Source organism: Microvirga tunisiensis (assembly GCF_009296175.1).
In the GTDB taxonomy this organism is placed as follows: domain Bacteria; phylum Pseudomonadota; class Alphaproteobacteria; order Rhizobiales; family Beijerinckiaceae; genus Microvirga; species Microvirga tunisiensis.
In genome coordinates, this window is sequence record NZ_VOSK01000031.1 from 20,742 (window position 1) to 44,717 (window position 23,976).

Consider the following 23,976-nt stretch of genomic DNA (forward strand, 5'->3'; position numbering starts at 1 on the left):
CAAAACGGGCTACTTCTTGGGCAGGCCGGGAGGATTGGTCTGTGATTCCGTGACCGCCTCAGCCGTGAGGTTCCAGCGCGCGAGAGTCTTGCCGTAGTTCCCGCTCTTGATCTGAGCATTGATGGCCGCCGTGATGGCATCTGCCAAGCCCGAACCCTTCCTGGTCGCTACGGCAATCTCGGCAGTGACTGGCCAACCGCCGGAGAAAGTACCAACCAGGCGCGTCTTGTTGCCTTGCGCTGCCCTGAATGCGGAGATGGCGTTTGGACCCAGGTAAGCGTCGGCGCGACCGGACTGCAGCGCCAGATCCTGCACCACCACATCGTCGTAGTATTGGATTTCGGCCGGCTTCAGTCCCTTGGCGATGTTCGCCTCGTTCCAGCGAAGCAGGATCTGCTCCTGGTTTGTGCTGGCGCCTACAATGACTTTGAGGCCTGCTACATCCTCGGGTTTGCTGATGCTCTGGATCTTGCTGTCGTTGGCGACATAGAATCCCAGCAAATCCTTGCGATAGGTCGAGAAGTCGAGCTTTTCCTTACGCTGCTCGGTGACGGTAACGTTGTGAACCACCGCATCGAACCGTCCCGACGCAATGCCGAGCGGCCAGTCAGCCCAGGCGACCGGGACGAGTTCGAGCTGAAGGCCGAGACTATCCGCCACGAGCTGGGCGACATCAGGCTCATTGCCGACCGGCGTTTTGGTGTCGGTCGCATACACGGCAAATGGCAGATTCCCCGGGACAGTGGCGACTGTCAGTTTGCCGGGCGTCGCGAATTTGTAGCCGGCCGGGATGAGCTTGATCGCGGCTTCAACTTTTTCAGCTCGGACGCGATTTTTCTGTTCCGGCGCAAGATCGACCTCCTGCGCATGGGCGAGGGCGCCGAAGAACCCCGAAAGCAACAGAAGGCCGCCGGTTGCGATGCGAAGAAGCCTGGACGGGGAGGACATGCTGGGTATTTCCTTGTGATGGGATGGTGTCAGAGGACTTTGGCGAGGAATCCGGCCGTGCGCGGATGTTCTGGCCTGCTGAAGACTTTTTCCGTCGTACCGGTTTCGAGAATGCGGCCCTGCTCCATGAAGACGACCAGGTCGGACACTTCGCGTGCAAAGCCGATCTCGTGGGTGACGATGATCAGCGTCGTGCCGGAGCGGGCGAGCTCCTTGATGACATCGAGCACTTCGTTGACCAGTTCCGGGTCCAGCGCCGAGGTCGGCTCGTCGAACAGCAGAACCTTGGGTTTGAGCGCGAGGGCCCGCGCGATCGCGACGCGTTGCTGCTGGCCACCGGAAAGCTGGCGCGGATAGGCATGCGCCTTGTCGGAAAGGCCAATGCGGGCCAGAAGGCCGAGCGCTTCCGCATCCGCTTGTTCACGCGGAATGCGACGCACCGCTACCGGCGCCTCAATGATGTTTTCCAGCACGGTGAGATGCGGGAAGAGATTGAAGTTCTGGAACACCATGCCGACTTCGACGCGGCGCTTCAGGATGTCCTTCTCCTTAAGCTCATAGAGCGTCTCGCCATGCTGCCGGTAGCCGATCAGCTCGCCGTCGATGGCGATAAAGCCGTCATCCACGCGTTCCAAATGGTTGATCGATCGAAGAAGCGTCGACTTGCCCGAACCTGACTGGCCGAGAATGGTGGTGACGCTACCGGCCGGAATGGTGAGCGTGACATTGTCCAGAACCTTCAGGTGCCCAAAGCTCTTCGACACGCCGTGGATCGTCACCGCACCGCCGCGCGAACGCAGAGGCGCAATAGCGGTGCGGCGCTCAACTGGCCGGGCTGCCGTTTCCGCCGTCGGCGAGGGTGCGGCAGCCGGCCCGGCAAACCGGCGAAAGACGTTGGTGAACAACGAAGGCGGCGGATTGCGCAATGCGCCTCTGGCATAATGCCGCTCGATATGGCGCTGAATGAGGGAGAGCACCGTCAGGATGACCAGGTACCAGACGGTCGCGACCATCAGAAGCGGAATCACTTCCAGGTTGCGGCGGTAGATGATCTGGATCGTATAGAACAGCTCGGGCAGTGCGAGGATATAGACCTGCGACGTGCCCTTGGCCAGCAGGATGATCTCGTTGAAGCCATTGGGGAGAATAGTCCGCATCGCCTGCGGCAGGACGATCCGCGAGAATTGGCGGCGGCGCGGCAGGCTCAAGGCGGCGGCGGCCTCCAATTGGCCCTGATCGACCGACAGAATCCCGCCTCGCACGATCTCCGAGGAAAAGGCGGCCGCATTCAGCGTCAGTCCCAGCACCGCCGCCGCGAAGGGCGTGATGAGCTGCGTCGTGCTCCAACTGAAGAAATTGATGCCCGTATAGGGAACGCCGACCGTGACCGTCTCATAAAGATAACCAAAATTGTTGAGGATCAGCAGCAGCACGATCAGCGGGATCGAGCGAAAGATCCAGACATAAGTCCAGGAAACCCCGACCAAAAGCGGCGAGCGCGAAACGCGCGCCAGCGCCAGACCAGTGCCGAGCAGAAAACCCAAGAACGCGCCCAGGAAGGTAAGAAGCAGCGTCCGGCCAAGGCCAACCAGGACCGGCTCGGCGAAGAACCATTCCGCGAAGACGTCCCAGCCCCAGCGCGGATTGGAGAACACCGAGTTCAGGATCGCGAAGATCACGATGAGCGCGAAAACGGTCCCAATGGTGCGTGCGGGATATTTCGCAGGGACGATCCGGTAATGAGCCTTGCTCCCGATGGCAGAATGCTCGGAAGAAGTAACGTCTACTTGCCTGATGGCTGACGTCAGAGTCATGGCTTGCGCCTCCGCACGTGATTGGACAGTCAGATTGCACCCTGAGGTGCCTCGGAACGCGCAGGTTCGCGCCTGCTGGCGAGAGTGACCACTTTCGGTAAAAGGTCCTTTTTGAAAGGAAGGATCTTGTAGATCTCAGGGTCCAAGTTCATATCGAAGAGCGGCGTATAACCCATGCTGAGATATAAGCCCTTCGCCTCAGGTTGGCGGAAGCCCGTGGTCAGGTAAATGCTGGTGTAGTGCTGGCGCAGGGCCTGGGCTTCCAGTTCCAGGACCACACGGCGCGCGAGCCCCTGTCGGCGATAATTCTCATGCGTCCAGATGCGCTTCAGATCGGCGGTATGTTCGTCGTAGCGTTTGAACGCACCGCCGGCGATAGCCATGCCGTTGCGCAGAAGCAGGACGAAGTTCCCTTCCGGAGGGGCAAGCAAGGCAGCCGGATACCGGCGCATCTCGGCACCCGGCTCATCACCGAAATAGGTGCCGTAACGGGTTGCATATTCGTGCGTGAGCGCCTCGACCAGCGGACGTGAACGCTCATCGTCCGGCGAGGTATAGAGAAAGGTACCCGTCATGGGATCGCTTCGGGTTACTGGAGGAAGGTGCCGGCAAGCCCAGTCCAAAAGGCGGCTGCCGGTGCCAGGATGGCGTCGTTGAAATCGTAGCGGGGACTGTGGAGGGCGGCACTGTCGCCGTTGCCCACGAACACGAAGGCACCGGGTCTGGCTTCCAGAAAGAAAGCGAAGTCCTCGCTTGCGGTGCGGGGCTGGAACAATTCGGCAATGCCGGCCGGCCCGAACTGGCCGAGGGCGACACGACGCGCGAACTGGGTCTCTCTCGGGTGGTTCATAACGGGGGGAAAGCCGCGCCGGTAATCGACTTCGGCCCGTGCACCGAAACTCTCCGCTTGCGCCCTCGCAAGCGCCGGGACGCGGATCTCCAGGAGGTTGCGGATTGCTGGCGTGAAACTGCGCAAGGTCAGCTTCATTTCCACGCTGTCCGGGATGATATTCGAGGCCGTGCCACCATGAATCGATCCCACGGTGACGACCGCCGCCTCCAGCGGGTCGACGCCGCGCGATACGATGCTCTGAAGCGCCGTAATCAGGGATGCTGTCGCGACGACCGGATCGATGGTTTCGTGCGGGGCGGCCCCATGTCCACCCTGCCCGATCACGGCGATGCGAGCCTGATCGACGGCGGCCATAGCCGGTCCTTCGACAAACCCGAATTGCCCCGCAGCAAAGCCCGGCCAATTATGGAGGCCGAACACGGCATCGCAGGGGAACCGCTCGAACAGACCCTCGGTGATCATGCGCCGCGCACCGGCACCAATCTCCTCGGCAGGCTGGAAAATCAGATGGAGCTCGCCCGAGAAATCGACATCGTCTGCCAGGGCCTTCGCGGCCGCGAGCAGGATGGCGGTATGGCCATCGTGCCCGCAGGCATGCATGATTTCCTCATGAGTGCTGGCGTAAGACAACCCTGTGGCCTCTTGGATTGGCAGGGCATCCATGTCGGCCCGGATCCCAAGCCGCTTCTCGCCGGATCCCCGCCTGAGGGCCCCGACGACTCCAGTGCCGGCGAAGCCTCGGGCCACCTCGTAGCCCCAGGAGGCGAGATGGTCGGCGACGAGCTCGCTCGTGCGCTTCTCCTTGAAGGCCAGTTCCGGGTGGCGGTGGAGATCGCGGCGGATGGCCACGAAGGGGTCAAGCTCTGCGTCTTCTCCTGCAACGGCAGCACCACGGGATCCCCAAGATGGGCCTGGATCAATCAGCAGGGTCATGAGGCCACCGCTTCGTGCGGAGCGGCGTCGCTCTCCGCATAGCGGCTCTCCCGGAAGGGCAACCCGAGATGATCGCGCAAGGTCTGTCCTGTGAGCGTGCGCTCATAGACGCCTCGCTCCTCAAGAACTGGGATGACATAGCGGACAAAGTCGTCTAGCCCCTCCGCAATGACGGGGAAGCCCAGGATGAAACCGTCGGCGGCCCTCTCGTCGACCCTTCGGATGATTTCGTCCGCAATCTTATCCGGAGTGCCGATGAAATCCGTCCGAGGTGTCGCGGCATTCAGGGCGACCTCCCGCAAGGTGAAACCGTTTGCGCGGGCTTCCGCCTTGATACGGTCAGTGGTCGAGCGGAAGCTGTTACGGCCGATGTCGCCGAGATCGGGGAACGGCGCGTCAAGCGGGTAAACACTGAAATCGTGATGGTCGAAATAGCGGCCGAGATAAAGAAGGGCCTCATCGATCGTGACGAGATCCCGGATCGCGCGGTACTTCGCCTCGGCCTCGGTTTGCGTCGCGCCCACGATCGGTCCAATTCCGGGGAAAATCTGCACGTCATCCGCCTGCCGACCATGCGCCACAGCGCTTGCCCGCATCTGACGCCGAAACAACTTTGCCTCTTCCAGGTTCGTATTGTTCGTGAAGACGGCATCCGCATGCCGCCCGGCAAGGCTTATGCCTGCGTCGGACGATCCCGCCTGAAAGATCACAGGCTGTCCTTGTGGCGAGCGAGCGATGTTGAGCGGCCCTTCGACCGAGAAGAAGCGGCCCTTGTGGCCGAGCGTTTGAAGCTTCGTTTTGTCAAAGAACACGCCCGTGGCGCGATCCCGCACGAAGGCATCGTCGTCCCACGAGTCCCACAGGCCCTTGGTGACATTGAGGTATTCGTCGGCAATCTCATAGCGCAGGGCGTGCTCAGGGTGTGGCCGGCTGTAGTTGAGGCCGGAGCCTTCCAGCGGCGACGTGACCGCGTTCCAGCCGGCACGGCCCCCGCTGATGAGATCGAGCGAGGCAAACTGCCGGGCAATGGTGAAGGGATCGCTGTAGGAGGTGGAGACCGTGCCGACGAGGCCGACCTGGGAGGTCACCGCCGCCAGCGCCGAGAGCACGGAGATCGGCTCGAAACGGTTGAGGAAGTGCGGGATCGATTTCTCATTAAGTAGGTCGCCATAAGTCTTGCAACGCGAGAGCTGCGGGTGTTTTCTGGGGAGCATGCAACGACATGATCACTCTCCCGGGACGGGGCTCGACGAGGCGGATCGCAAGCGGCTGGCCGCCGCGCTGGCTGGCGCCCGTGAGGCCCGTGTGTATCGCCGCCTCGAAGCGCTGCTGCTGGTGGCCGAGAGGCAGTCCGTCGCCGAGGCGGCCCGCCGCTGCCGCGTCAACCGCTCCAGCGTCCACCGCTGGCTGGCGCAGTACAGGGCCGAGCATGAGGCCACCACGCTCCTCGACCGGCCGCGCAGCGGGCGTCCTCGCCTCCATCGCCCGCTCACACCACGGCGGCTGGCCGCAGCCCTGGCACGCGATCCGCGCCGCTGCGGCTACCAGGCCACGAGCTGGACGGTGCCGCTGCTGGCGCACGACCTGGCCGCGAAGGGGATCATGGTCAGCCCCCGGACGCTGCGGCGCCGGCTGCACGAGGCAGGCTATCGCTGGAAGCGCCCGCGCTATGTCTATGTCGAGCGCGCGGCTCATCTGGCGCAGAAAAAGGGGGCGTCATCCGGCGTCTGAAGGCGGGCTGGCACAGGGGCGATCGGCTGCTGTGCCTCGACTGGTCGTTGTTGCGGCTGTTTCCGCCGCTGCGCGCGACCTGGGCGCTCAAGGGCAGGCAGGCGGTTGTTCCGATCACCGGCCGCAATGCCAAACGGGTGCTGTTTGGGGCCATCGACCTGCGATCGGCGCGCCGCGTGGTGCTGGTCCGCAACCACGCCGGTCAGGCCGACGCTCAGGCGTTCCTGCGCGCGTTGCGGCGCCGCTACCGCGGCCCCGGCTGGCTCTGGCTGCTGAGCGACCGGGCCAGCGCCCACACCGCCCCGCAAACCCAGGCACTGGCCACGCGGCTGCGCATCCGCTTCGTGTGGTTGCCTCGGCAGGCGCCCGAATTGAGCCCGATGGATCAGCTCTGGCGCGAGCTCAAGCGACTCATCGCCGCCAACCGGCAGGCTGCGTCCATCGATGCTCTGGCCGCTGATGCCGCGGCTTGGGTTCTGACGCTGACGCCGCAACAGGCGTGTCGCAAGGCTGGCATGATGTCCAAGCGCTTCTGGCTCAGAAAGCTGGTGCAGAACTTTTGGCGACCTACTTAATATAGAGCCCGTCGGCAACGAACGCGAAAGCGATACCGTTCGCTTCTGCTGTCAGGGCCGTTGTGCGGTAAAAACCGAAGTTGACGCTCGCGTCGGCGGGGCCGCTCGGATGCCGCCACGAGTTCATGTGACCGCCCGGCCCCTGTAGCATGATACCGAGTTTGATGTGATTGCGGGACATGGAGATCTCCTTGCGAGGTCAGGCCGCTGCGGGTGCGTCGGCGGCGAGAAGCTCCGGCCTGGAACTGCCGAGGCCTGAGAAACCGTGATGCTCCGTGACCGAGAACCGGTGACAGCCGAGCGCTTCCGCACTGCGCGCGAAGTCCACCGTTCGCGCGAGCGCGATTTCGGCAACGTCGCCGGGGGCAAGAGGGCTCTTGTCGAGCAGGCCGAGGCGATAAGTCATCGGGCGGATACCACAGGGCTCAAGTGACGATCATTCGATGTTCGGCTGGTCACTTTGCGGCGCGGGCAGCGCGAAGCACGGGTTTGGTCTCGGCCGCATGTTTCGAGAGGAGACTCGCGAGCTCGTTCGCCGCATCGGACAATCGCGTGCGGATACCCGTGTCGGTCAGGACATAACCTGCGCCGTCGTCGGTTGCTGCGAAGTCACCGTCGGACGCATAGACGGCTGTCGGAATGGTAAGGGCGGCAAAGAACTTTCAATTACCCACATCTCCGGAGCGAGCGCCGCTTCAGCTTGCAAGGCGGGACTCGGGCGTGATTCCTTGTTGGGCACCCATTCGGATGGAGTGCTGCCATGGATCCGATGCTCGAGGGTGCCTCGTGGCTCGATGAGGAATTGGCCGGATCAACCTTTGCCGATGCACGGCTGGGCCAGCGGCTGCGGCGGCTCTTGGAGCAGCTCGGCGGGGCGATGGGAGCGAGCGTGCCGCTGGCCTGCCAGGACTGGGCCGCCACCAAGGCCGCTTATCGCTTCTTCGACAATGATCGGGTCAGCGAGGCGGAGATCCTGGCCGGCCACTTCGCGGCAACCGCCAGCCGCCTAGCCGCGACCGAGGGGCCGATCCTCATCCTCCACGACACCACCGAGTTCACCTATCACCGGGTCCGGCCCGAGCCAGTTGGCGTGATCGGGCAATATCCCTGCCGCAACACCAGTTATGATCGACGCCAGCTCTATACCGTTTGCGGCCTTCTGATGCACTCAAGCCTTGGCGTCACGCCGGATGGGCTGCCGCTGGGGCTGTGTGCGATCAAGTTCTGGACGCGCGCCACCTTCAAGGGCACAACCGAGCTCAAGCGGCATATCAACCCGACGCGGGTGCCAATCGAGGACAAGGAGAGCCTCCGTTGGCTCGAGAACATGCGCCAGTCCTCGGCGCTTGTCGCTGATCCGGCGCGGTGCATCCACATCGGTGATCGCGAGAGCGACATCTATGAGCTGTTCGTCACGGCGCACGAGCTCGGCACGCACTTTCTCGTCCGCAGCAGTGTCGACCGGCGGGCGGATGAGGGCACCCAGACAATCATCGCAGCCATGGACCAACAGCCTGGCCAAGGCGAGCACTGGATCGCGGTGCGTGACGACAAAGGCAAGGAGAGCCAAGCGCATCTCACCATCAAGTATCATCGCCTCCAGGTGCTGCCGCCTCTTGCCAAGCGCAAGCGCTATCCCGCGCTCGCGCTCACCGTGATCTGCGCTGATGAACAAGAAACACCCGAGAACCGCCAGCCAATCCACTGGCGCCTCATCACTGATCTGCCCGTCACGTGCGTCGATGAGGCAATCGAGAAGATCGGCTGGTACGCTCTGCGTTGGAAGATCGAGCTGTTTCACAAAATCCTGAAATCGGGCTGCCGGGCTGAGGACGCGAAGCTTCGGTCGGCCGAGCGGCTGGTCAATCTGCTGGCGCTGTTTTGCATCCTGGCGTGGCGGGTGTTCTGGCTGACGATGCTCAATCGGACAGCACCCCAAGCATCCCCACGCCTGGTCCTCACCGCGCTCGAGATCCGCCTGCTCGATCAGCTGGTCAAGAACAAGACGTCGTCACCGTCGCCAACGCTGGCACACTATCTGACCAAGATCGCCCGGCTCGGCGGCCACCTCGCCCGCGCCAAGGATCCACCGCCCGGCAACATGGTCATGTGGCGCGGCCTCTCGCGCCTCACCGATATCGAACTCGGCGCCTCCCTCGGCATGAGGCTTGTGGGTAATTGAAAGGGCAAAGAAGCCGAAGAGCGGCCGGAGCGCGTGCTCGACCACGAGCGCATGGCGCGGCCCTCCACCCGTCGCCGTCAGCGCGACCGGCTTGCCAGCCAATCGTTCCGGCGTGATGAAGTCGATCAGGTGCTTGAAGAGACCAGTATAAGCGCCCTTGTAGACCGGCGTGCCGACAATCAGCGCGTCAGCTGTCTCGATCTCATCGACGATACGTGCGGCCGGTAGCGGCAGATCGTTGCGCGCCAGCGCGGAGCCGAGCCCTGGGCCCGCATCGAGAACATTGTAGATCTTCAGATCGATGGACGCGCGGCGCCCAACTTCGGCGCCGAGCGCCTCCGCCAGGGCACGACTGCGCGAGGGGCGGCGAGTGTTACCGGAAAAGACGACAATGCGCGGTCGGCTCACGGGAAATCTCCTTGTCAAACGGCCAGCAGGAAGGGGCCTGGAAGGGCGAGCAGCAGATCGGTGGAAGACTCTTTGGGCGTGGTGCGAGACGACTTCGACCTGGGCGGCGGAGTTGTACGACGCCACTGATCGTGAGCGGCAGCGATCACCTGTTTCAGATTGCGAAACCGGCGCCCCTCGAGGCTGTCGAAGGGGTGCTGCGAGGAGAAGAAGCGAAAGCCACTCTCCTCCGGAACGGCAACGCCCGCGGTGACACTGCCGATCTCGATCACCCGGGCTGTGCTGGTGGTGGTGCTCATGGCAAAGATCTCCTGTCACCGGCAGCGATGGCCAGCGTGATCGTGGTTAGGCGAGAAAATGTCAGATCGGCTTCAACGGCCGCGACAAGCGGTCAGGCGTCCACGACGGGAGAGACGGTGGTTTCGGGTGGACGAGGCGTGCACGACCGGACATCCTTTGCGTTGGGCTGAGGACCACGGGGCAGCACAGGCTCCGTGGCGCTTTAGCGTTTGATCACGCGGCGCAAGCTGCGCACTGTCAAATCACCGCGGCCGATCAAGCGTTGAATGCGCCAAATCAGCATGGTTATGGTGGGTTTGTTGTCTCGCACTGTCAACGAGGATGTTCTTTTAAAAGAACGCCAAACAGTGAACGGTTGGCACTCTGGAATGGGCCAAGGCGAGGAAAAGCTTCCATGCATGGAACAACGTTGTTGCGACATCCCACTGATCAGCAAAAAAGTTCTTTTACCGAGAACCGTTGGTCATGGATTTTCGTTCAGTGAAGGCGCTGCTTGAGTGACGTGGTTCATAAGGTGAAGTGATTTCTTTGACCTTGCCTAACCGATAATGGCGATGGAGTAAGGCAGGTTGGCGAGGAGAATTGTTCCGCCGGATGCGGAATGGTGATCCCTTGGCATCGCCCCTGTCAATCCGAACGATACATCTTGGTTTCTTCCAGAAGGTCTCGCTCGAACGACATCAGAGTCGATCAACGGGCGGCGAGTATCGAGGTAACCTCTGTCGCGCCGAGCAGGCGGCGCCACAGTCCTGAGATGGGAAAAGCCCCGTGGGTTCTGGATGCATGGTGCTGAACTCGACGAGGGCATGATGCACGGAGCGCAGAGAGCTTCAGACCGTGTGAGTGACGCAACATCCCTCATTGCTGCGGTGCTCTGCAGTATTCACAATGGCGAGGATTTCGTTTGCATCTCTCCTGTCCTCCTCTAGCTTGGGCGGCTGCCAGATCATGGCCCAGTGCTGGGGCCTTAGAGGATCTCCGGCGAGCGAGATTGATCGGGCTACAGAATCGATGTCTGAAAGCCCAAATCTGCAGAAGATGCTTTGTCGGACGAGGCACGCGAAAAGAGGCGGAGGGGTGCATGTTGATCGTCCTTGGTGGGCTGCCCGGAGTGGGCAAGACGACTCTTGCTCGCGCTCTTAGTCAGCACCTCTATGCGACCCATATCCGCATCGATTCTATTGAACGGGCGATCACGGCCTCGGGTATGCTGAAGGCAGGGGTGGGCCCCACAGGCTACATGGTTGCCTATGCTGTCGCAGAGGATAACCTGCGTGCCGGGAAAATGGTCATCGCTGACTCAGTTAATCCTTTGAAGGTGACTTGAGATGCGTGGCGCTCCGTTGCCGAACGCACCTCATCTCGTGTTGTGGAGGTTGAGATTATCCGTTCAGACCGCGACGAGCATCAGCGTATCGTCAGGACACGCATCAGTGACATCGAAGGGCTGATCCTCCCGACATGGGATGATATTGTTTCGCGTGAATACGAGCCGTGGAACCGGTCACACGTTGTGATCGACACTTCGTTCAAGACGATTGATGAGAGTCTGAGCGAACTGTTGGTAGTCCTGAACGCATCAAAGATCGATAGCGCAAATCCTGTAAGTCCGATTATGGAGTGAGCAGGTCTGTTATGGTTATCGGTGTCATGGGATCGCGATGACCGATGGACGCTCCTGAGTTACCGCTGGACGTCAGCTTCAACCGCCTCTCTCAAACGCCTGACGCGATGGATATCGCCTCTGAGGTCAAACGAGCGGCTCTGAACGTTTACATCGTCACCGATCAAGATGGGACGACGCGTTTCAAAAGATTTCATGAGCAGCAGTGTCGTCCAAATCCACGTCTCCTAACCATTCCGCGGGATGATAAGCACCTCTTGGTAATTCGCAGAAGCTGGTTATAGCATGGATAGGTGCAATGCTGCCGCCGCCTCCCTTGCGATCTCCTCTCGGTGGCGCTGAAAGGCCGCTGACCCGTCCCGCACCGCTGCGATGATAGCGGGGTCAGAACTGCTCGGAGATCCTCCAGGAAACGGAGGTTCAGGGTCATACTCCATGGATAGCTGCGCCCGCCGGGCCCGGTCGTCGCCGAACAGGCTTGCCGCCAGGGCGAGAGCGAAATCGATCCCGAAGGTGACACCCACCCCTGTCACCCGGTTGCGGTCTACCACAACCCGTTCTGCGACAGGTTCGGCTCCGAAATAGGCGAGCTGGTTGAGCGACAACCAGTGGCAGGTGGCGCGATAGCCGGTCAGCACACCGGCGGCGGCCAGCACCAATGACCCGGTACACACAGAGGTCACGTAAGTGGCGTTTTCAGCCTGCGCCTGGAGATAAGGTGAGAATCTCACTGCCAGCCATAAGGGCGATCTGCCCAGGCCCACCAGGGACGAACAGGATATCTGCCTGCGGACAACTGGCAAAGGTGGTGGTCGGTATCAGGCGTAGCCCACTCCCGTCGACGACCGGGTCGGAGGATTTCCAGGCCAGGTGAAGCGACAGCTCCTTGAAGCGGGCGAACACCTCGAAGGAGCCGGTCAGGTCCAGTTGGGTCATCCGGGGATAGGCGAGCATGACAACGTGCATGGGCACTCTCCTGGGAGCTATCGCGGGTGCCCAGGCGAGCAGCGTCTTGCGGTTCACGCTCCCCGGTGGTGATCCACCTTGCCTCGCCAGTCACGTGAACACACAAAGATGAGCTGATCCTGTCAAAGCAAGCAACGGAGCATGGCTGCTGGTCTCTCCGGTGGCGTAATCTGCGGAAGCCGCAGTACCAAACGGCGTTTGGAGAGCCTATGCCGGCCTGGGAAGGTCCCAGATATGCGTCAGCACTAGAACCAAAAGACCAGCACACAGGAGCAGGACCAGAAGCAGGGCGATGCGGCTCAGCCTCTCATAGCGAGCCAGGTGGGCATCAGCGGCTTCGACCTTGCGGCGGCGCTCATCTGGTTCGGAGGAGGCAGGCGACACAACTCTGCGACCTTTGTTTTCGGAGATTGTCATCGGATCATCCATCAGGCGAGAAAGGAGGCGGCAATGTCCCGTTCGCCGTGGCCGGCATCGGCTGCGCGCTGAAAGCGGGCAAGACCGGCCTCGGCCAGATCGGCACGGACGTTTGTTCCCGCGAGCGCTTCGACGACGAGCTTGGCGTCCTTGACCCCGTTCTCGACCGAGAAGCTGGTGGCGTGGTCGCCCTTGAGCATCGCGGCGCCCTTGCCCTGGAAGTAGCCGCTGTCGAGCGGGCCGCCGGTCACGGCCCCGATCACCAGCGCCGGATCGACGCCGAGCGCTGTGGCGATCGCCAGCGACTCCGCCGTGCCATGGGTGAGCGCGAAGACGAATGCGTTGAGCGCGAGCTTGAGCCGGCTGCTGGCGCCGGGCGTGTCGGAAACCCAGAGAGTGCGTTGCCCGATGGCGTCGAAGATCGATTGAGCGGCTTCGCGCCCGCCGTCCGGGCCGGAGGCGAGGATGACCAGCTTGCCTTGCTCGGCCGGCTGGCGGGTGCCCTGCACCGGCGCGTCATAGAACACGAGGCCGTTCTCGGCCGCCAAACCGGCAAGCGTGTCAATCGCCTCGGCGCCGACGGTGCTGAGCTGGAGCCAGATCGCGCCCTTGGCGAGGCCGGGCCGCGCCGCCGCGATCGCCTCGATCACGGCCGGGCCGTCCTTCAGCACGGTCACGACGATCCCGGCGTCACGCACGGCGTCGGTGGCATGGTCGAACGGTGTGACGCCATCGGCGGCAAGCGCCCGAGCCTTGTCCGCCGAGCGGTTCCAGGCGCGGACCTCGAAGCCCTTGCGTGCAAGATTGCGCGCGACGGCTGCGCCGATCAGGCCGGTGCCAAGAACGGCGACGGGGCGAGCGGGTTGATTGTCCGTCATGATTGACTCCCGATGAGGTTGGATGTTATGTAACGATCATTCCATAATTGACCAAAAAAGGGCTGATCACGTCAGCGCGGCCAGGGTTTGATCGATAATGGCGGTGAGCTTTCTGCGGTCCTTTGGACGGGTCGTTTGGGCCAGCACCCGCAGGCCCTGGACCGCGTTGAAGATAAAGAGCGCCAGGACAGCGGCATCCGCGTCGGGGCGTATTTCTCCGGTGGCCTGCCCGCGCCGGACCGTTTCCTCGATCCCGCGCGTCAGGATGGCGAAGTTCTGGCGCACGAGGTCAGCCACCCGCGGATCGCGCCCGGCCATCTCGATCGCGCTGTTGGTGGCGAGACAGCCGCGCTGCTCCCGCGCGTCCCGATCGGCATTGACAATATCCACCATCAGTTCGCGCAGCCGCTGCGTGGGCGAGCCTTCCCGCCGGAGTTGATCGACATTGGCCCGGGAGCGCTTGCGGTAGTGAAGAAGCGCCTGCTCGAAGAGGCCATCCTTGTTGGCATAGGCCGCGTACAGGCTCCCGCGACCGAGGCCCGTCGCGTCGACGAGATCCTGTGCGGAGGTGCCCTCGTAGCCATTGCGCCAGAAGGTTTCCATCACCGCGTCCAGAACGCGCTCTTCGTCAAACTCTCGCGGGCGGGCCATAAGGGGTACTGTTATTATTGAATGATCATACCATAACACTATCGACGGGCTTGTCAATGCAGCGCTTTGAACTGCGACCGCAGCATGACGGTGCCGGTGATAGTTAGGGGTGGACGATGGCGAATAGCGGCTGTTAGAAGGGGTCGATCGGGTTCGGCACCGCACGGTTGTCGAAGAAAGCCTCCAGATTAGCGAGCACCATGTCCTCCTGGGCGTTCCGGGCGCCGGTGCTGGCAAAGGCGATGTGCGGTGAGAGGATCAAGTTCGGCGCGTTGAGAAGTCGGTCTGGCACAGTAGGCTCATTCTCGAATACGTCGAGCGCCGCCCCGGCGATCATTCCCTGCTCCAGCGCTTCGGCAAGCGCATCCGCATCGATCAGTGAGCCTCGGGCCACGTTAACGACATGACCGTTCAAACCGAGCGCGGCCAAAAGCGAACGGTCAACGATATGGTAGTTGGAAGGATCGGCGCGAACCGCCACGATGAGGATGTCGGCCCATTCGGCCAGTTCTCGTACGCTTGCTTTATAGGAACAGGCGGTGTCTGATTTGGGCGTTCGGCTGTGATAGGCAATTTTCATCTCGAAGGCGGCAGCCCGTGATGCGAGCTTACGACCGACAGCGCCAAAGCCGTAGATGCCGAGCCGCGCGCCGGTCAGGCCGGGAACGGCCGCCATGCTGACGAGACTATTCCCCGTCCAGCGCCCCTCCCGCACGAAGCGGTCGGCGGCGAGAATCTGCCGCGTCGAGGCTAGTACCAGACCCATGGCGAAATCCGCCACGCTCGACGCGTTAGCGCCGGGGCTATGTGTTACAGTCAACCCGTGTTCTGATGCCGCCTGGAGATCAATGCCCTCGAAGCCGGTCCCAAAATAGGAGACGAGGCCGAGTTCGGGAAGCGCTTCGATCAAAGCGCGATCCGTTTGCAGCCCGCCTTTCGTCACCAGCGCCAGGGCAGCGGAAGCCCCCACCGGTAAAGCGTCGGGCGCCGACCGCGGCATGGGTCCGAGTACCTTATATCGGTCCGTCAGCAGTTGCTTGAATCGATCCGAGAAATCACAGGCGAGCAGGACGGTCGGCTTGGACAAGGAGACAACCTTTCAGGTGGAATGCGACGTTGAGCGGTGGTCGCTCACCCGACGCGCAACTTATGGAACGATCATACCATAATAAGCCGGTGGCACCTGTCAATCGGCACACGGCCTCTCGGGCAACCCAATGAAGGGATCGACGACGGTCAGACCCTCTGGCGCGAACGACAGACACCATTCCATAACAGCGATCGGCTTCTGACAGGGATGATAACGGCGCTCGCCCTTCTACGAGGGCTGACACACGCCTTTCCAGAGATGATGGAAGACGTAGCTCTTCTTCATCGGGCGGTTGAGCCACACCATCTCGACGTCGGAGAACGAATCCTTCGGGCCGTAGCCGCCACCGGTCTTGTCCCAGGCGTGCATGCTGCCGCCGTCCCACAGGCGGCCCATGTAATGGTTCGCGCCGAAGAGCAGTACGAAGTCGAAGCGTTTGAACGGCGCAGGGTCGAACGGCTTGTTATCGCCCATGATCGGCTTGCCGAGGGTCGCCAGCCGTCGCAGGCTCGTGCAGCCCTCGGCAGCTCTGCCTGACACGCCCTCCTTGAAGTCGATGCCATAGGGCGGATCGGTGACGATCGCGACCTCGTCCTCGAGGCCCTTGAGGATGCTCTCGTTCCGTCCGCGATAGAGGACGATGCGGCCGCCGTCGACACCCTCTCAGGCATGCCATGATGGGCGATCATGTCTGGGTCGAAGTACGGCCGATACTCGGGATGGCCCTGCAGGTGCACGCTGGCAGTCAGCTTCGACGCTTTGCGCTTCGTCGACGGGCTTGTGACGCCGAGGAACAGGCTGGCTTGCATTCTCTGTCGCTTTGTGGGGAGTGACTCCGGAGCGTGGCATCCGCGTCGACCGCCGTCCAGTTGCACGCGACAGTGTTCACAGGCGAAATAAGAAGCTACCAGCCCGTCGAGCCAACGTGCCGGCGAACCGAGGAGATCGTGATGTTGGACCAGAAGCTGTTCCAGAACCTCGAGGAGGAGCTTCTCCGTCCGGAAACTCGCAGCTCTCGCGAAAGGACCGACGCGCTGCTTGCCGACGACTTCGTCGAGTTCGGGGCGTCTGGCCGGGTTTATGACAAGGCACTCATGCTCGCGGCACTTGCCGAGGAGCAGGCGAATCCACCTCCTATCGAGCGTGAGATTACGGACTTCACTGTCCGGTCACTGGCCGGGGACCTCGTGCCGGTCACCTACCGTGTCACACGCCGCAGGAAAGACACGCCGGGAGAGGCACGATTCCTCCGCAGCTCCATCTGGAGGCATGAAGCCGTCGGCTGGCGCATGACCCTCCATCAGGGGACCCCGCTGCCGGGCGACAACGTTAGCCGCGACCAATTCCGCCGCACCGTGATCGTCGGCAATGGCGGATCGGGCAAAAGCTGGCTCGCCCAGCGGCTGGCGAAGATCCTCGGCGTCGAAGCAGTCGATCTGGACATGATCCATTGGGAGCCGGGCTGCGACACCGCGCGTCGCGACCAGAATGCGGCGGGCGCCATGGTCCGCGAGGCTGCGGCCGCGGATGCCTGGGTCATTGAGGGCGTCTACGGCTGCCTGGCGCAGGAGGCCCTGTGTCGCTAGGCACTTTGGTGTGAGATTCCCGATTTTTGAGCCGCTATAGCCATTTTGGCGTGAGACGCTGAGCTGCCGGGTCGGGGTTCCGGCGCAGCGACAATTCTGATTCAATCCCCTGCATGTCACCGGCCCCTGATCTTGATGGCCTGTCGAACGCCGATCTGAAGCAGTTGGTGCTGGAGCTGCTGGGCCGCGTCGCCGAGCTGGAGCGCCTGGTTGCCACCCAGCGTGAGGAGATCGCCCGGCTCAAGGACCTCAAAGGGCGCCCCACAATCAAGCCGCGCACGCCCAGCGGCATGGACACCCAAACAGCTTCGCCCCGCTCCGGCCGCAAGCCCGGGCGGCGTGGCCCCAAAGCCTCACAGCTCACCATCCATGAGGAGCGTGTCATGCGTGCCGCCGTTCCGGCCGGGTCGCGCTTCAAGGGCTATGAAGACTTCTTGGTTCAAGACCTCGTCGTGCGATCCCACGGGATCCGTATCCGCCGCGAGCGCTGGCTGACGCCGGACGGCCATCCCATCGTGGCGCCGCTGCCAGACGGCATCGTCGGGCATTTCGGACCGGACCTGCACCGCTATGTGCTGGCGCTCTACCATCAGGGCCAACTCACCATCCCGCGCCTGGTCGAACATCTCACCCTGCTGGGGGTCCTGATTTCCAAGCGTCAGGTCGGGCGCCTGCTCGGTGATGCGGACGGTCTGTTTCGCCAGGAAGCCACCGCGGTGCTGCGGGCGGGCCTGAGGACCGCGCGCTGGATCAGTGTCGATGACACCGGCGCACGGCATCAGGGCCGCAACGGCACCTGCACCCAGATCGGCAACGATCACTTCACCTGGTTTGGCACCACCACCTCCAAGAGCCGGCTCAACTTCCTCGAGCTTCTACGAGCGGGCCACACGGACTATGTCGTCAATGCCGAGGCCTTGGCCTACATGCGCCAGCGGGCCTTGCCGCAGCCTCTGATCGCGCGTCTGGCGCAAGCGTCCGAGACGACCTTCAGCGATCCCCCGGCCTGGCAGCGGCATCTGGAGCAGGTGGCGATGCCCAGCCGGCCCGGCACGCTCGATCCGGTGCGACTGGCCACGGAGGGAGCCGTGTGGGGCAGCCTCAAAGCGCACGGTTTTCTGCCGGACACGGTGATCCTCAGCGACGATGCCGGTCAGTTCGATGTGGGCGAGCACGCGTTGTGCTGGGTGCATGCCGAGCGGCTGATCCATCAGCTCGACACCTTCACGGATCATCAGCGCGCGGCCCAGACACGGATGCGGCGGCTGGTGTGGTGGTTCTACCGGGATCTGAAGCTCTATCGCTATGAGCCGTCGCGGCGCCGGCGAAGCGAGTTGCGCAGACGCTTTGACCGGATCTTTGCGCACCGGACCGGCTTTGCCACCCTCGACCGCCTGCTCGGGCGCCTGCGGGCGAACAAGACGGAGTTGCTGCGGGTACTCGAGCGCCCGGAGATCCCGCTGCACACCAACGGGTCTGAAAACGACATCCGGGCTCAGGTGATCCGGCGTAAGATCAGCGCCGGCACGCGCTCCGATATGGGACGAGCATGCCGAGACGCTTTTCTCGGGTTGTCCAAGACCTGCCGCAAGCTCGGGCTCTCGTTCTGGGATTATCTCGGGGACAGGCTCAGGGTCGCCCATGCTCCCGCTGTCCCGGGCCTTGCCGACCTCGTGAGGGCTCGCTGCTCCCCAGCCTGATGGCCCGACTTTTTGCCCCTGTTACGCCTGATCCGCTCTGCCTGCGTTCGGGCCCAAACTCTTTTAATTTTATACTTCCTGTCTGCATCTCTTCCAATCACTCATTGTGCTTAGTTTGGCCAAATTGTCGATTTGCACGTCATGATGGGATTTGGCGATTTGGAAAGCACTTCCCTGAAGTTGCCCTATGCCAGCGGAGCCTTTCGGATCCGCGATGCGACTTTCATCAAGCGCAGTAGAACGGCGCCGGAGCGGTTTGGCCGCCTCAAATGAAACTCCAAAATCCCACCTGAAATACAAACGTCTGCCCTACGGCCTCGGCTATGTCTTTGATCTCTCAATGAGGGCGAGCCGCGGGCGCCTGCATCGGGTTCACGCGGGACTGGGGGAGCATGAGGTCTCGTGGGTAGTCGGTCGGCCGGCCGAGACCTGGAAACGAGATTGGCCATGGCTGCCTACCGCTGTCCGCTCTGAAACGCCCCTCTTCCTACTGGGCAAAACCAATCCCCACACCTCTTCATGCTCTTTTCAGACGGTGGATTGCAGGGCGGCGATGGTCTGTCGAACGCCCTCCCGCAGCGGCGTGACCGAGCCGCCGAACGTGCGCTCGAACTTGGACATGTCCATCACGAACGGCTGCTCGAACTGATAGAGCACCTCACGGGCCTCGCGGATCTGACGATTGAACAGGCCGGCCAGCGTCAGCATGCCCCGCCCGAGCCGCCGCATCCGGGGCGGCTGGCCGAGGGCGTCGAACACCTCGGCGATGAAGGTCCGACCCGTCGCTGGCGGGCCGCTCGGAATGTGCCAGACCTCACCCCAGGCGCGGGCATTCGTCCCGAGAGTGATCAGACCGCGGGCAAAGTCCGGCAGGTAGCTGAGGGTGTGCGGCGCATCCAGCGAGCCGAGCCAGGAGGCCGTCTTGCCCCGCAGGGCCGGCTGGATCACCAGCAGGTTGGCGGCTGAGTTGGCATGGGGGCCATAGAAGCCCGAGCCGCGGCCAATCGCAACACCGACCTGGCCGCTCCTGTGAGCGGCCAGAAACGCCTCTTCCAGGCGGGCCCGCAATTGCCCCTTGGGACCGCTCGCCCGGCGCGGGCTATCCTCGGTCATCGGACCGCTCGAGGGGCCGTACATGTAGAGGTTGTCAGCCACCACGAGCACGGCATCGGCGGCGGAGGCGGCGGCGATCACGCTCTCGGTCATCGCCGGCAGGACCTGCTGCCACTGCGCGTACGGCACGTTCGCTGCGTGATAAACAACCGCCGCATCCCGGCAGGCCTTTCGAACCTCGTCGGGGCGCAGGATGTCGGCCGTGACGGCCTCGACGCCTTTGGACCATAGGTCAGAGCCGCTGCGGCTGACCGCCCGCACGCGATGGCCCTGGCGTGCCAGCTCGGCCACGAAGGCCCGACCGGCGCCGCCGGTGGCGCCGAGGACAACGTGTAACCTCCTATGTCCGCCACGGTCTCACTCCCCCCGAGAACTGCCGAATGCCATAACCATGCTTCTGTATCCTGCCGCAAGAAAGGCGATCAGGCGCCCCTAACATAGATGGGGTGGCTGTTGCATGACGAAACGAGCAAGGCCCTTCCAGGCTCACGCCGTTGGGCCCTCGTCGCCTCCGGGTTCGGCAGCCATTCCATCAGCATTTGGTCCGAGGACGGGTAGGCCAGCGCATGCAACTCAGGAGCTTCGGGCTACTGGGCTCAACCCGAAGTTGCTCTTGACCTCTGTGGTGCCGAGCCACTCGCACAACTCCTGAAGGGTGCCAAAGGAATGCTCAATCTCGGCGAAAGGAGCAGGCCGCTTGCTCTCGGGCAGATCTTCAATCAGTTCGGCCGTCCAGCACGTATCGCTGCGGCGCGCCCCGCTGCGCACAACGCTCCCGACGATCTCCCCCTTGAGGAGAAGGTCATAGGCGCCGGGTGCGAGTTGGATAAGGCTATAGGTCATGTGGATTCCCCAGCGGACCGGACCTGTACCTCGATCCACTCGTGAGCCATAGCGATCACAGCCTCACGATCCGGAGCCAGCATCAGGGTCGGGCGCTGCTTGGGCAGTGCTACGAAAGCCATCCACTCTGCTCCGATGAGGCTCAGCCGGATCTGATAACCCCGGTGCTCGAGGACACCGGTTTGTTGCGAATGGGTCGGATCAGGCATCGGATGGCGCGTCGCTCGTGATCTCAAAACATTGATGATCCACAGGTGTGGCGTTCGGCTGCTGATCCGCCGCGTCCTCGAGCTCCATCAACACACTCCAGGCAGCTCGAAAAAGGCTGCCGTTGCCAGCAGTCCGAGTTGGAGCGAGGAAGAACACTCCTCAGAGTTGCGGCCGCGGGGCCCGGGCCCCGCAAGGCAATTACCCCCGAGCGAAGCAAGCGGAAATCCCATGTCGCTTATGTAATCGTTTACGGAATTTAATTTTGAACTGAATTCTGTCGCTGTGTTGGCAAAGCCACACTAACTGGATGTTTAATTCGCGGTTGATCGCTCGCTCAACTGCACCCCCGAAGGAAAGCGCCCGTCAGATGGCTGGTGGTCTCTTTCGATAATGGGAAGGACAAGTTCTCGTATTGGCTTGGGTGCTCCTCCTACCGGCGCTCCGGCTCCGTGCTCGAAGTGCGGGAACCGGCAGATCAAGATGATGATCAACGTCCATGAGCTCGATATGAGCAGGTCGGACGTTACCAGGATCCGGAGCGCTAAAGCAAAATCATACGCCGCCCGAGCCTGCGGGAGCAGATCAGGCCCGATCAGCCTCGGCTTGCGGTTCGGCAATAACCGGCTTCTGAGCACGACGCCGGCTCTGGGGCTTTGAGGTCGTTTCTGCGGGAGCCGGTCCCCGCCAGGGTGCCGTCCGAGAGGTGGTAGACTTTTGAAAGGGTGGCGTAGTCTCCGGGTGTTGCAACCCACACAGCGGGATTCGGGCGTTGGAGCGCTCCGGTCCCGCGGGAGACCACGCCATGACGGACCTTATCAGCAAGACAGATGCAGCGCATCCGGCCAGCCAGCCGCAAGCCCGACTTTTCGACGATTGGATCGACCCGATCGAGACGGGTGTGCGCGAGCGGGTCCGCGACTGGATCGAAGCCCTCATCCAAGCCGAACTCGACGCTGCGCTCGGCCGGCCGCGCTATGGCCGCAAGGGCGCGCACGAGCCAGCGGCCTGCACCCGCGGCTATCGCCATGGCCGCCGGTCGCGCGCGCTCACCGGCACCTTCGGCACAACCGAGATATCCGTACCGCGGGCGCGCCTGCAGGCTGAGGATGGCACCACCATTGAGTGGCGCAGCGGGGCACTCCGCGCTTATCAGCGCCGCACCAAGGCGGCCGATGCCCTGATCGCCTCGGCCTACCTGGCCGGCACCAACACCCGTCGGGTGCGCCGAGCCCTGGCGGCCTTGTTTGGCGGGGCGGTCGGCAAGGACACGGTCAGCCGGGTCTGGCGCCAGGTGCAGACCGACTGGCAGGCCTGGAACCAGCGCTCGCTCGCCGACGAGCCGATCGTGCGGCTGATCCTCGACGGCACCGTGGTACGCGTCCGGCTCGACAGGAAGGCTACTTCGATCTCGCTGCTGGTGGTGATCGGCATCCGTGAGGACGGCCAGAAGGTGCTGCTGGCGGTCAAGAACATGGGCGGCGAGACGCAGGCCGCCTGGCGGGCGGTGCTGGATGATCTCGTCAGGCGCCAGCTGCGTCGGCCAGCCTTTGTGATCGTGGACGGAGCACCGGGCCTGGAGAGTGCGCTGGCAGCGGTGTGGGACGGGGTTCCGCTTCAGCGCTGCACGGTGCACAAGCACCGCAACCTGCTCGCCCATGCGCCCAAGCGCCCAAGCGCCTTTATGATGAGATCACGGCGGATTACACCGACATGATCTATGCCTCCACGGCCGAGGAGATCGCGGAGCGGCGCACGGCCTTTCTGCGCAAGTGGCGGCTGCGCCATCCCACAGTAGCCGACAGCCTGGAGGAGGCGGGCGAGGCGCTGTTTGCGTTCACGACGCTGCCGCCCTCGCAATGGAAATCGGCACGGACCACCAACGCCATTGAACGGCTGCATGAGGAGTTCAAGCGGCGGATCAAGACCCAGACGGTGCTACCCTCGGCGGCAACCGCCGCCATGCTGTTCTGGGCCTTGCTGGCGTCTGGTCAGATCACCATGCGCAAAGTCGATGGCTGGACGACGCTTCCTAAACTCTCATCGGGTCAGGAGACCATTGACCTCGCCGCCTGACCCGTTACCCTGCCCATGCCGGAGACTGCGCTACTCGAATTTCTACAGCCCTCGCGCCGCTGCCTAGGCGTGTCTCCGCCGGAGCTCTCGCGCTACCCGCGATTATCCGATGTCCATATATGACAGTACCCGAGCGAGCCCGACAAGAGATCGATTATGGCCGCCGCGCCAAAGGCTATGTCTTTGGCGCGTTTTGTCCGGCAACCGGCGAAGCCTTCACGCATCCGTACCCGGGACGCGGCAGTGCGCCTTGGGTCGACTTCCTCGACCACGTTGAGAGCTGGATCCCGCGCACGACCGAGTGGGTCTACGCCATCATGGATAACCTGAGCTCCCATCGCACGACGGACGTGCTGCTGTTTGTGCTGGCGCATCCACGCTGGGAGATGGTGTTCCAGCTCAAGTACGCCGCTTACCTCAACCTGATCGAGCCCTGGTGGAAGATCCTGCGTTCCCTCGCATTAGCGGGTCGGCGCTTCGAGACCTGGGACGAGATCATCGATGCGATCCACCGCTCCACGGTCTACTGGAATGCACACCGCCACCCCTTCGTCTGGGGCCAACGCCGCCGACATCGGCCACGTCGCGCTCCTGGTATCGCCCTGCTGCCGAGGGTCGCATGAATTCCCGGATGCACCACTTAGCGAGTTGCCGTAGCCGGTACCTTTCTATCCGCACCGGGTCACCGGAGGCGGTCACCCGCCCCGGTTCCCACAGAACGTGGCGTGCGGAGCTACCGCACCACGCTCTTCGGCAGTTGGTTCACAGCACCGCGAGGGCCTGCAGGTCCCGATGGGGGAGCCGCAGTTTGGGGCGCAGGAGCGGGCTCCGGTCTTTGATCTGGTTGAAAGTGCTCCAGCTGAGGCGCCCGCTATCACGGCTGCGGCTGCCCAGCATTCTGCGCCAGTAACGCTCCACCCCTGGTACCCCCCTAGAGCGCGTTGACATTCAGGCTTTCGACGGACTCGCAAATCTGATTCAAGCTCCTTTTGGGCGCGGAGGCTTGGGTGAGCGGAGTTCGTCTGATGTTGAAAGATCACCAGTGGGATCGGATGGAGCCGCATTTGCCGGGCAAACGCAT

At 62.9% G+C, this 23,976-nt stretch carries 22 protein-coding genes, 6 pseudogenes and 1 riboswitch; of the genes and pseudogenes, 9 read left to right on the forward strand and 19 right to left on the reverse strand.

Going from position 1 to position 23,976, the window contains the following annotated elements:
- Window positions 1-9: 9 nt before the first annotated feature.
- From FS320_RS11155 to FS320_RS11175, 5 genes and pseudogenes are all read right to left on the reverse strand, one after another.
- Window positions 10-948: an ABC transporter substrate-binding protein gene (locus FS320_RS11155; protein WP_152711531.1), complete on the reverse strand. Its 939-nt coding sequence runs from the start codon at window positions 946-948 to the stop codon at window positions 10-12.
- Window positions 949-977: 29 nt separating this feature from the next.
- Complete coding sequence (locus FS320_RS49725) at window positions 978-2,762, reverse strand: amino acid ABC transporter permease/ATP-binding protein (RefSeq protein ID WP_152711532.1); 1,785 nt, start codon at window positions 2,760-2,762, stop codon at window positions 978-980.
- Window positions 2,763-2,791: 29 nt separating this feature from the next.
- The gene (locus tag FS320_RS11165; protein WP_152711533.1) at window positions 2,792-3,337 is read right to left on the reverse strand and encodes a GNAT family N-acetyltransferase; all 546 of its coding nucleotides are present in this window, start codon (window positions 3,335-3,337) and stop codon (window positions 2,792-2,794) included.
- 14 nt (window positions 3,338-3,351) lie between these two features.
- Window positions 3,352-4,548 (reverse strand): M20 aminoacylase family protein, encoded by a 1,197-nt coding sequence (locus tag FS320_RS11170; RefSeq protein ID WP_152711534.1) that lies wholly within the window; start codon window positions 4,546-4,548, stop codon window positions 3,352-3,354.
- A pseudogene (locus FS320_RS11175) lies at window positions 4,545-5,717 on the reverse strand (LLM class flavin-dependent oxidoreductase); the annotation flags it as partial. The gene FS320_RS11170 and the pseudogene FS320_RS11175, both read right to left, overlap by 4 nt.
- Before the next feature lie 43 nt (window positions 5,718-5,760).
- On the opposite strand from FS320_RS11175, the gene FS320_RS11180 reads away from it, so the two are divergent.
- Window positions 5,761-6,279, forward strand: a complete 519-nt coding sequence (locus FS320_RS11180; RefSeq protein WP_244627087.1) for a helix-turn-helix domain-containing protein — start codon at window positions 5,761-5,763, stop codon at window positions 6,277-6,279.
- 29 nt (window positions 6,280-6,308) lie between these two features.
- Window positions 6,309-6,854, forward strand: coding sequence for a transposase (locus FS320_RS11185; RefSeq protein WP_152711536.1), 546 nt, complete (start codon window positions 6,309-6,311; stop codon window positions 6,852-6,854).
- On the opposite strand, the pseudogene FS320_RS11190 reads toward FS320_RS11185, so the two are convergent.
- Window positions 6,853-7,035: pseudogene (locus FS320_RS11190) on the reverse strand (LLM class flavin-dependent oxidoreductase); the annotation flags it as partial. The gene FS320_RS11185 and the pseudogene FS320_RS11190 sit on opposite strands and share 2 nt — an antisense overlap.
- Before the next feature lie 18 nt (window positions 7,036-7,053).
- Complete coding sequence (locus FS320_RS11195) at window positions 7,054-7,260, reverse strand: hypothetical protein (protein ID WP_152711537.1); 207 nt, start codon at window positions 7,258-7,260, stop codon at window positions 7,054-7,056.
- Window positions 7,261-7,623: 363 nt separating this feature from the next.
- Between FS320_RS11195 and FS320_RS47790 the strand changes: the two are divergent.
- Window positions 7,624-8,934 (forward strand): annotated as a pseudogene (locus tag FS320_RS47790) (IS4 family transposase); the annotation flags it as partial.
- Here FS320_RS47790 and FS320_RS11205 read toward each other — a convergent pair.
- Together FS320_RS11205 and FS320_RS45905 are read right to left on the reverse strand one after the other, a co-directional pair.
- A complete protein-coding gene (locus FS320_RS11205; protein WP_162002937.1) occupies window positions 8,866-9,444 on the reverse strand; it encodes an NAD(P)H-dependent oxidoreductase in 579 nt (192 codons plus the stop codon). The pseudogene FS320_RS47790 and the gene FS320_RS11205 overlap by 69 nt on opposite strands.
- Window positions 9,445-9,458: 14 nt before the next feature.
- Window positions 9,459-9,743, reverse strand: coding sequence for a hypothetical protein (locus FS320_RS45905; protein WP_192926272.1), 285 nt, complete (start codon window positions 9,741-9,743; stop codon window positions 9,459-9,461).
- 267 nt (window positions 9,744-10,010) lie between these two features.
- Between FS320_RS45905 and FS320_RS11215 the strand changes: the two genes are divergently transcribed.
- Both FS320_RS11215 and FS320_RS11220 read left to right on the forward strand, forming a co-directional pair.
- Window positions 10,011-10,241 (forward strand): hypothetical protein, encoded by a 231-nt coding sequence (locus FS320_RS11215; protein WP_152711540.1) that lies wholly within the window; start codon window positions 10,011-10,013, stop codon window positions 10,239-10,241.
- 584 nt (window positions 10,242-10,825) lie between these two features.
- Window positions 10,826-11,368, forward strand: a pseudogene (locus FS320_RS11220) (P-loop nucleotide/nucleoside kinase family protein).
- A 278-nt stretch (window positions 11,369-11,646) separates the two neighbouring features.
- On the opposite strand, the gene FS320_RS47795 reads toward FS320_RS11220, so the two are convergent.
- From FS320_RS47795 to FS320_RS11250, 7 genes are all read right to left on the reverse strand, one after another.
- On the reverse strand, window positions 11,647-12,051 hold the full coding sequence (locus tag FS320_RS47795; RefSeq protein WP_338105321.1) for a DJ-1/PfpI family protein: 405 nt from the start codon (window positions 12,049-12,051) through the stop codon (window positions 11,647-11,649).
- A 13-nt stretch (window positions 12,052-12,064) separates the two neighbouring features.
- The gene (locus tag FS320_RS47800) at window positions 12,065-12,334 is read right to left on the reverse strand and encodes a type 1 glutamine amidotransferase family protein (protein ID WP_244627089.1); all 270 of its coding nucleotides are present in this window, start codon (window positions 12,332-12,334) and stop codon (window positions 12,065-12,067) included.
- Window positions 12,335-12,355: 21 nt separating this feature from the next.
- A riboswitch (ZMP/ZTP riboswitch) is annotated at window positions 12,356-12,438 on the reverse strand.
- A gap of 103 nt (window positions 12,439-12,541) precedes the next feature.
- The gene (locus FS320_RS11230) at window positions 12,542-12,751 is read right to left on the reverse strand and encodes a hypothetical protein (RefSeq protein WP_152711541.1); all 210 of its coding nucleotides are present in this window, start codon (window positions 12,749-12,751) and stop codon (window positions 12,542-12,544) included.
- 11 nt (window positions 12,752-12,762) lie between these two features.
- Entirely contained in the window at window positions 12,763-13,629 is an 867-nt protein-coding gene (locus tag FS320_RS11235; protein WP_152711542.1) for an NAD(P)-dependent oxidoreductase, read from the reverse strand.
- Between the two features lie 66 nt (window positions 13,630-13,695).
- A complete protein-coding gene (locus FS320_RS11240) occupies window positions 13,696-14,280 on the reverse strand; it encodes a TetR/AcrR family transcriptional regulator (protein ID WP_152711543.1) in 585 nt (194 codons plus the stop codon).
- A gap of 133 nt (window positions 14,281-14,413) precedes the next feature.
- Window positions 14,414-15,367 carry a 2-hydroxyacid dehydrogenase gene (locus FS320_RS11245; RefSeq protein ID WP_152711544.1) on the reverse strand — a complete coding sequence of 318 codons (954 nt, stop codon included), beginning with the start codon at window positions 15,365-15,367 and terminating at the stop codon, window positions 14,414-14,416.
- Between the two features lie 231 nt (window positions 15,368-15,598).
- The gene (locus FS320_RS11250) at window positions 15,599-15,910 is read right to left on the reverse strand and encodes a hypothetical protein (RefSeq protein WP_152711545.1); all 312 of its coding nucleotides are present in this window, start codon (window positions 15,908-15,910) and stop codon (window positions 15,599-15,601) included.
- A gap of 410 nt (window positions 15,911-16,320) precedes the next feature.
- Between FS320_RS11250 and FS320_RS11255 the strand changes: the two genes are divergently transcribed.
- Together FS320_RS11255 and FS320_RS11260 are read left to right on the forward strand one after the other, a co-directional pair.
- Window positions 16,321-16,956: a DUF4440 domain-containing protein gene (locus FS320_RS11255; protein WP_152711546.1), complete on the forward strand. Its 636-nt coding sequence runs from the start codon at window positions 16,321-16,323 to the stop codon at window positions 16,954-16,956.
- 113 nt (window positions 16,957-17,069) lie between these two features.
- Complete coding sequence (locus FS320_RS11260; RefSeq protein WP_152711547.1) at window positions 17,070-18,656, forward strand: IS66 family transposase; 1,587 nt, start codon at window positions 17,070-17,072, stop codon at window positions 18,654-18,656.
- Window positions 18,657-19,184: 528 nt separating this feature from the next.
- Here FS320_RS11260 and FS320_RS11265 read toward each other — a convergent pair.
- From FS320_RS11265 to FS320_RS49730, 3 genes and pseudogenes are all read right to left on the reverse strand, one after another.
- A pseudogene (locus FS320_RS11265) lies at window positions 19,185-20,087 on the reverse strand (NAD-dependent epimerase/dehydratase family protein); the annotation flags it as partial.
- Between the two features lie 255 nt (window positions 20,088-20,342).
- Window positions 20,343-20,612, reverse strand: a complete 270-nt coding sequence (locus tag FS320_RS11270; protein WP_152711548.1) for a hypothetical protein — start codon at window positions 20,610-20,612, stop codon at window positions 20,343-20,345.
- Window positions 20,609-20,734, reverse strand: a complete 126-nt coding sequence (locus FS320_RS49730; protein ID WP_274597165.1) for a hypothetical protein — start codon at window positions 20,732-20,734, stop codon at window positions 20,609-20,611. Before FS320_RS49730 ends, FS320_RS11270 begins: the two co-directional genes overlap by 4 nt.
- A gap of 890 nt (window positions 20,735-21,624) precedes the next feature.
- Here FS320_RS49730 and FS320_RS11280 point away from each other — a divergent pair.
- A pseudogene (locus FS320_RS11280) lies at window positions 21,625-22,895 on the forward strand (IS256 family transposase).
- Window positions 22,896-23,014: 119 nt separating this feature from the next.
- The gene (locus tag FS320_RS11285) at window positions 23,015-23,518 is read left to right on the forward strand and encodes a transposase (protein WP_152711550.1); all 504 of its coding nucleotides are present in this window, start codon (window positions 23,015-23,017) and stop codon (window positions 23,516-23,518) included.
- Window positions 23,519-23,976: the final 458 nt, after the last annotated feature.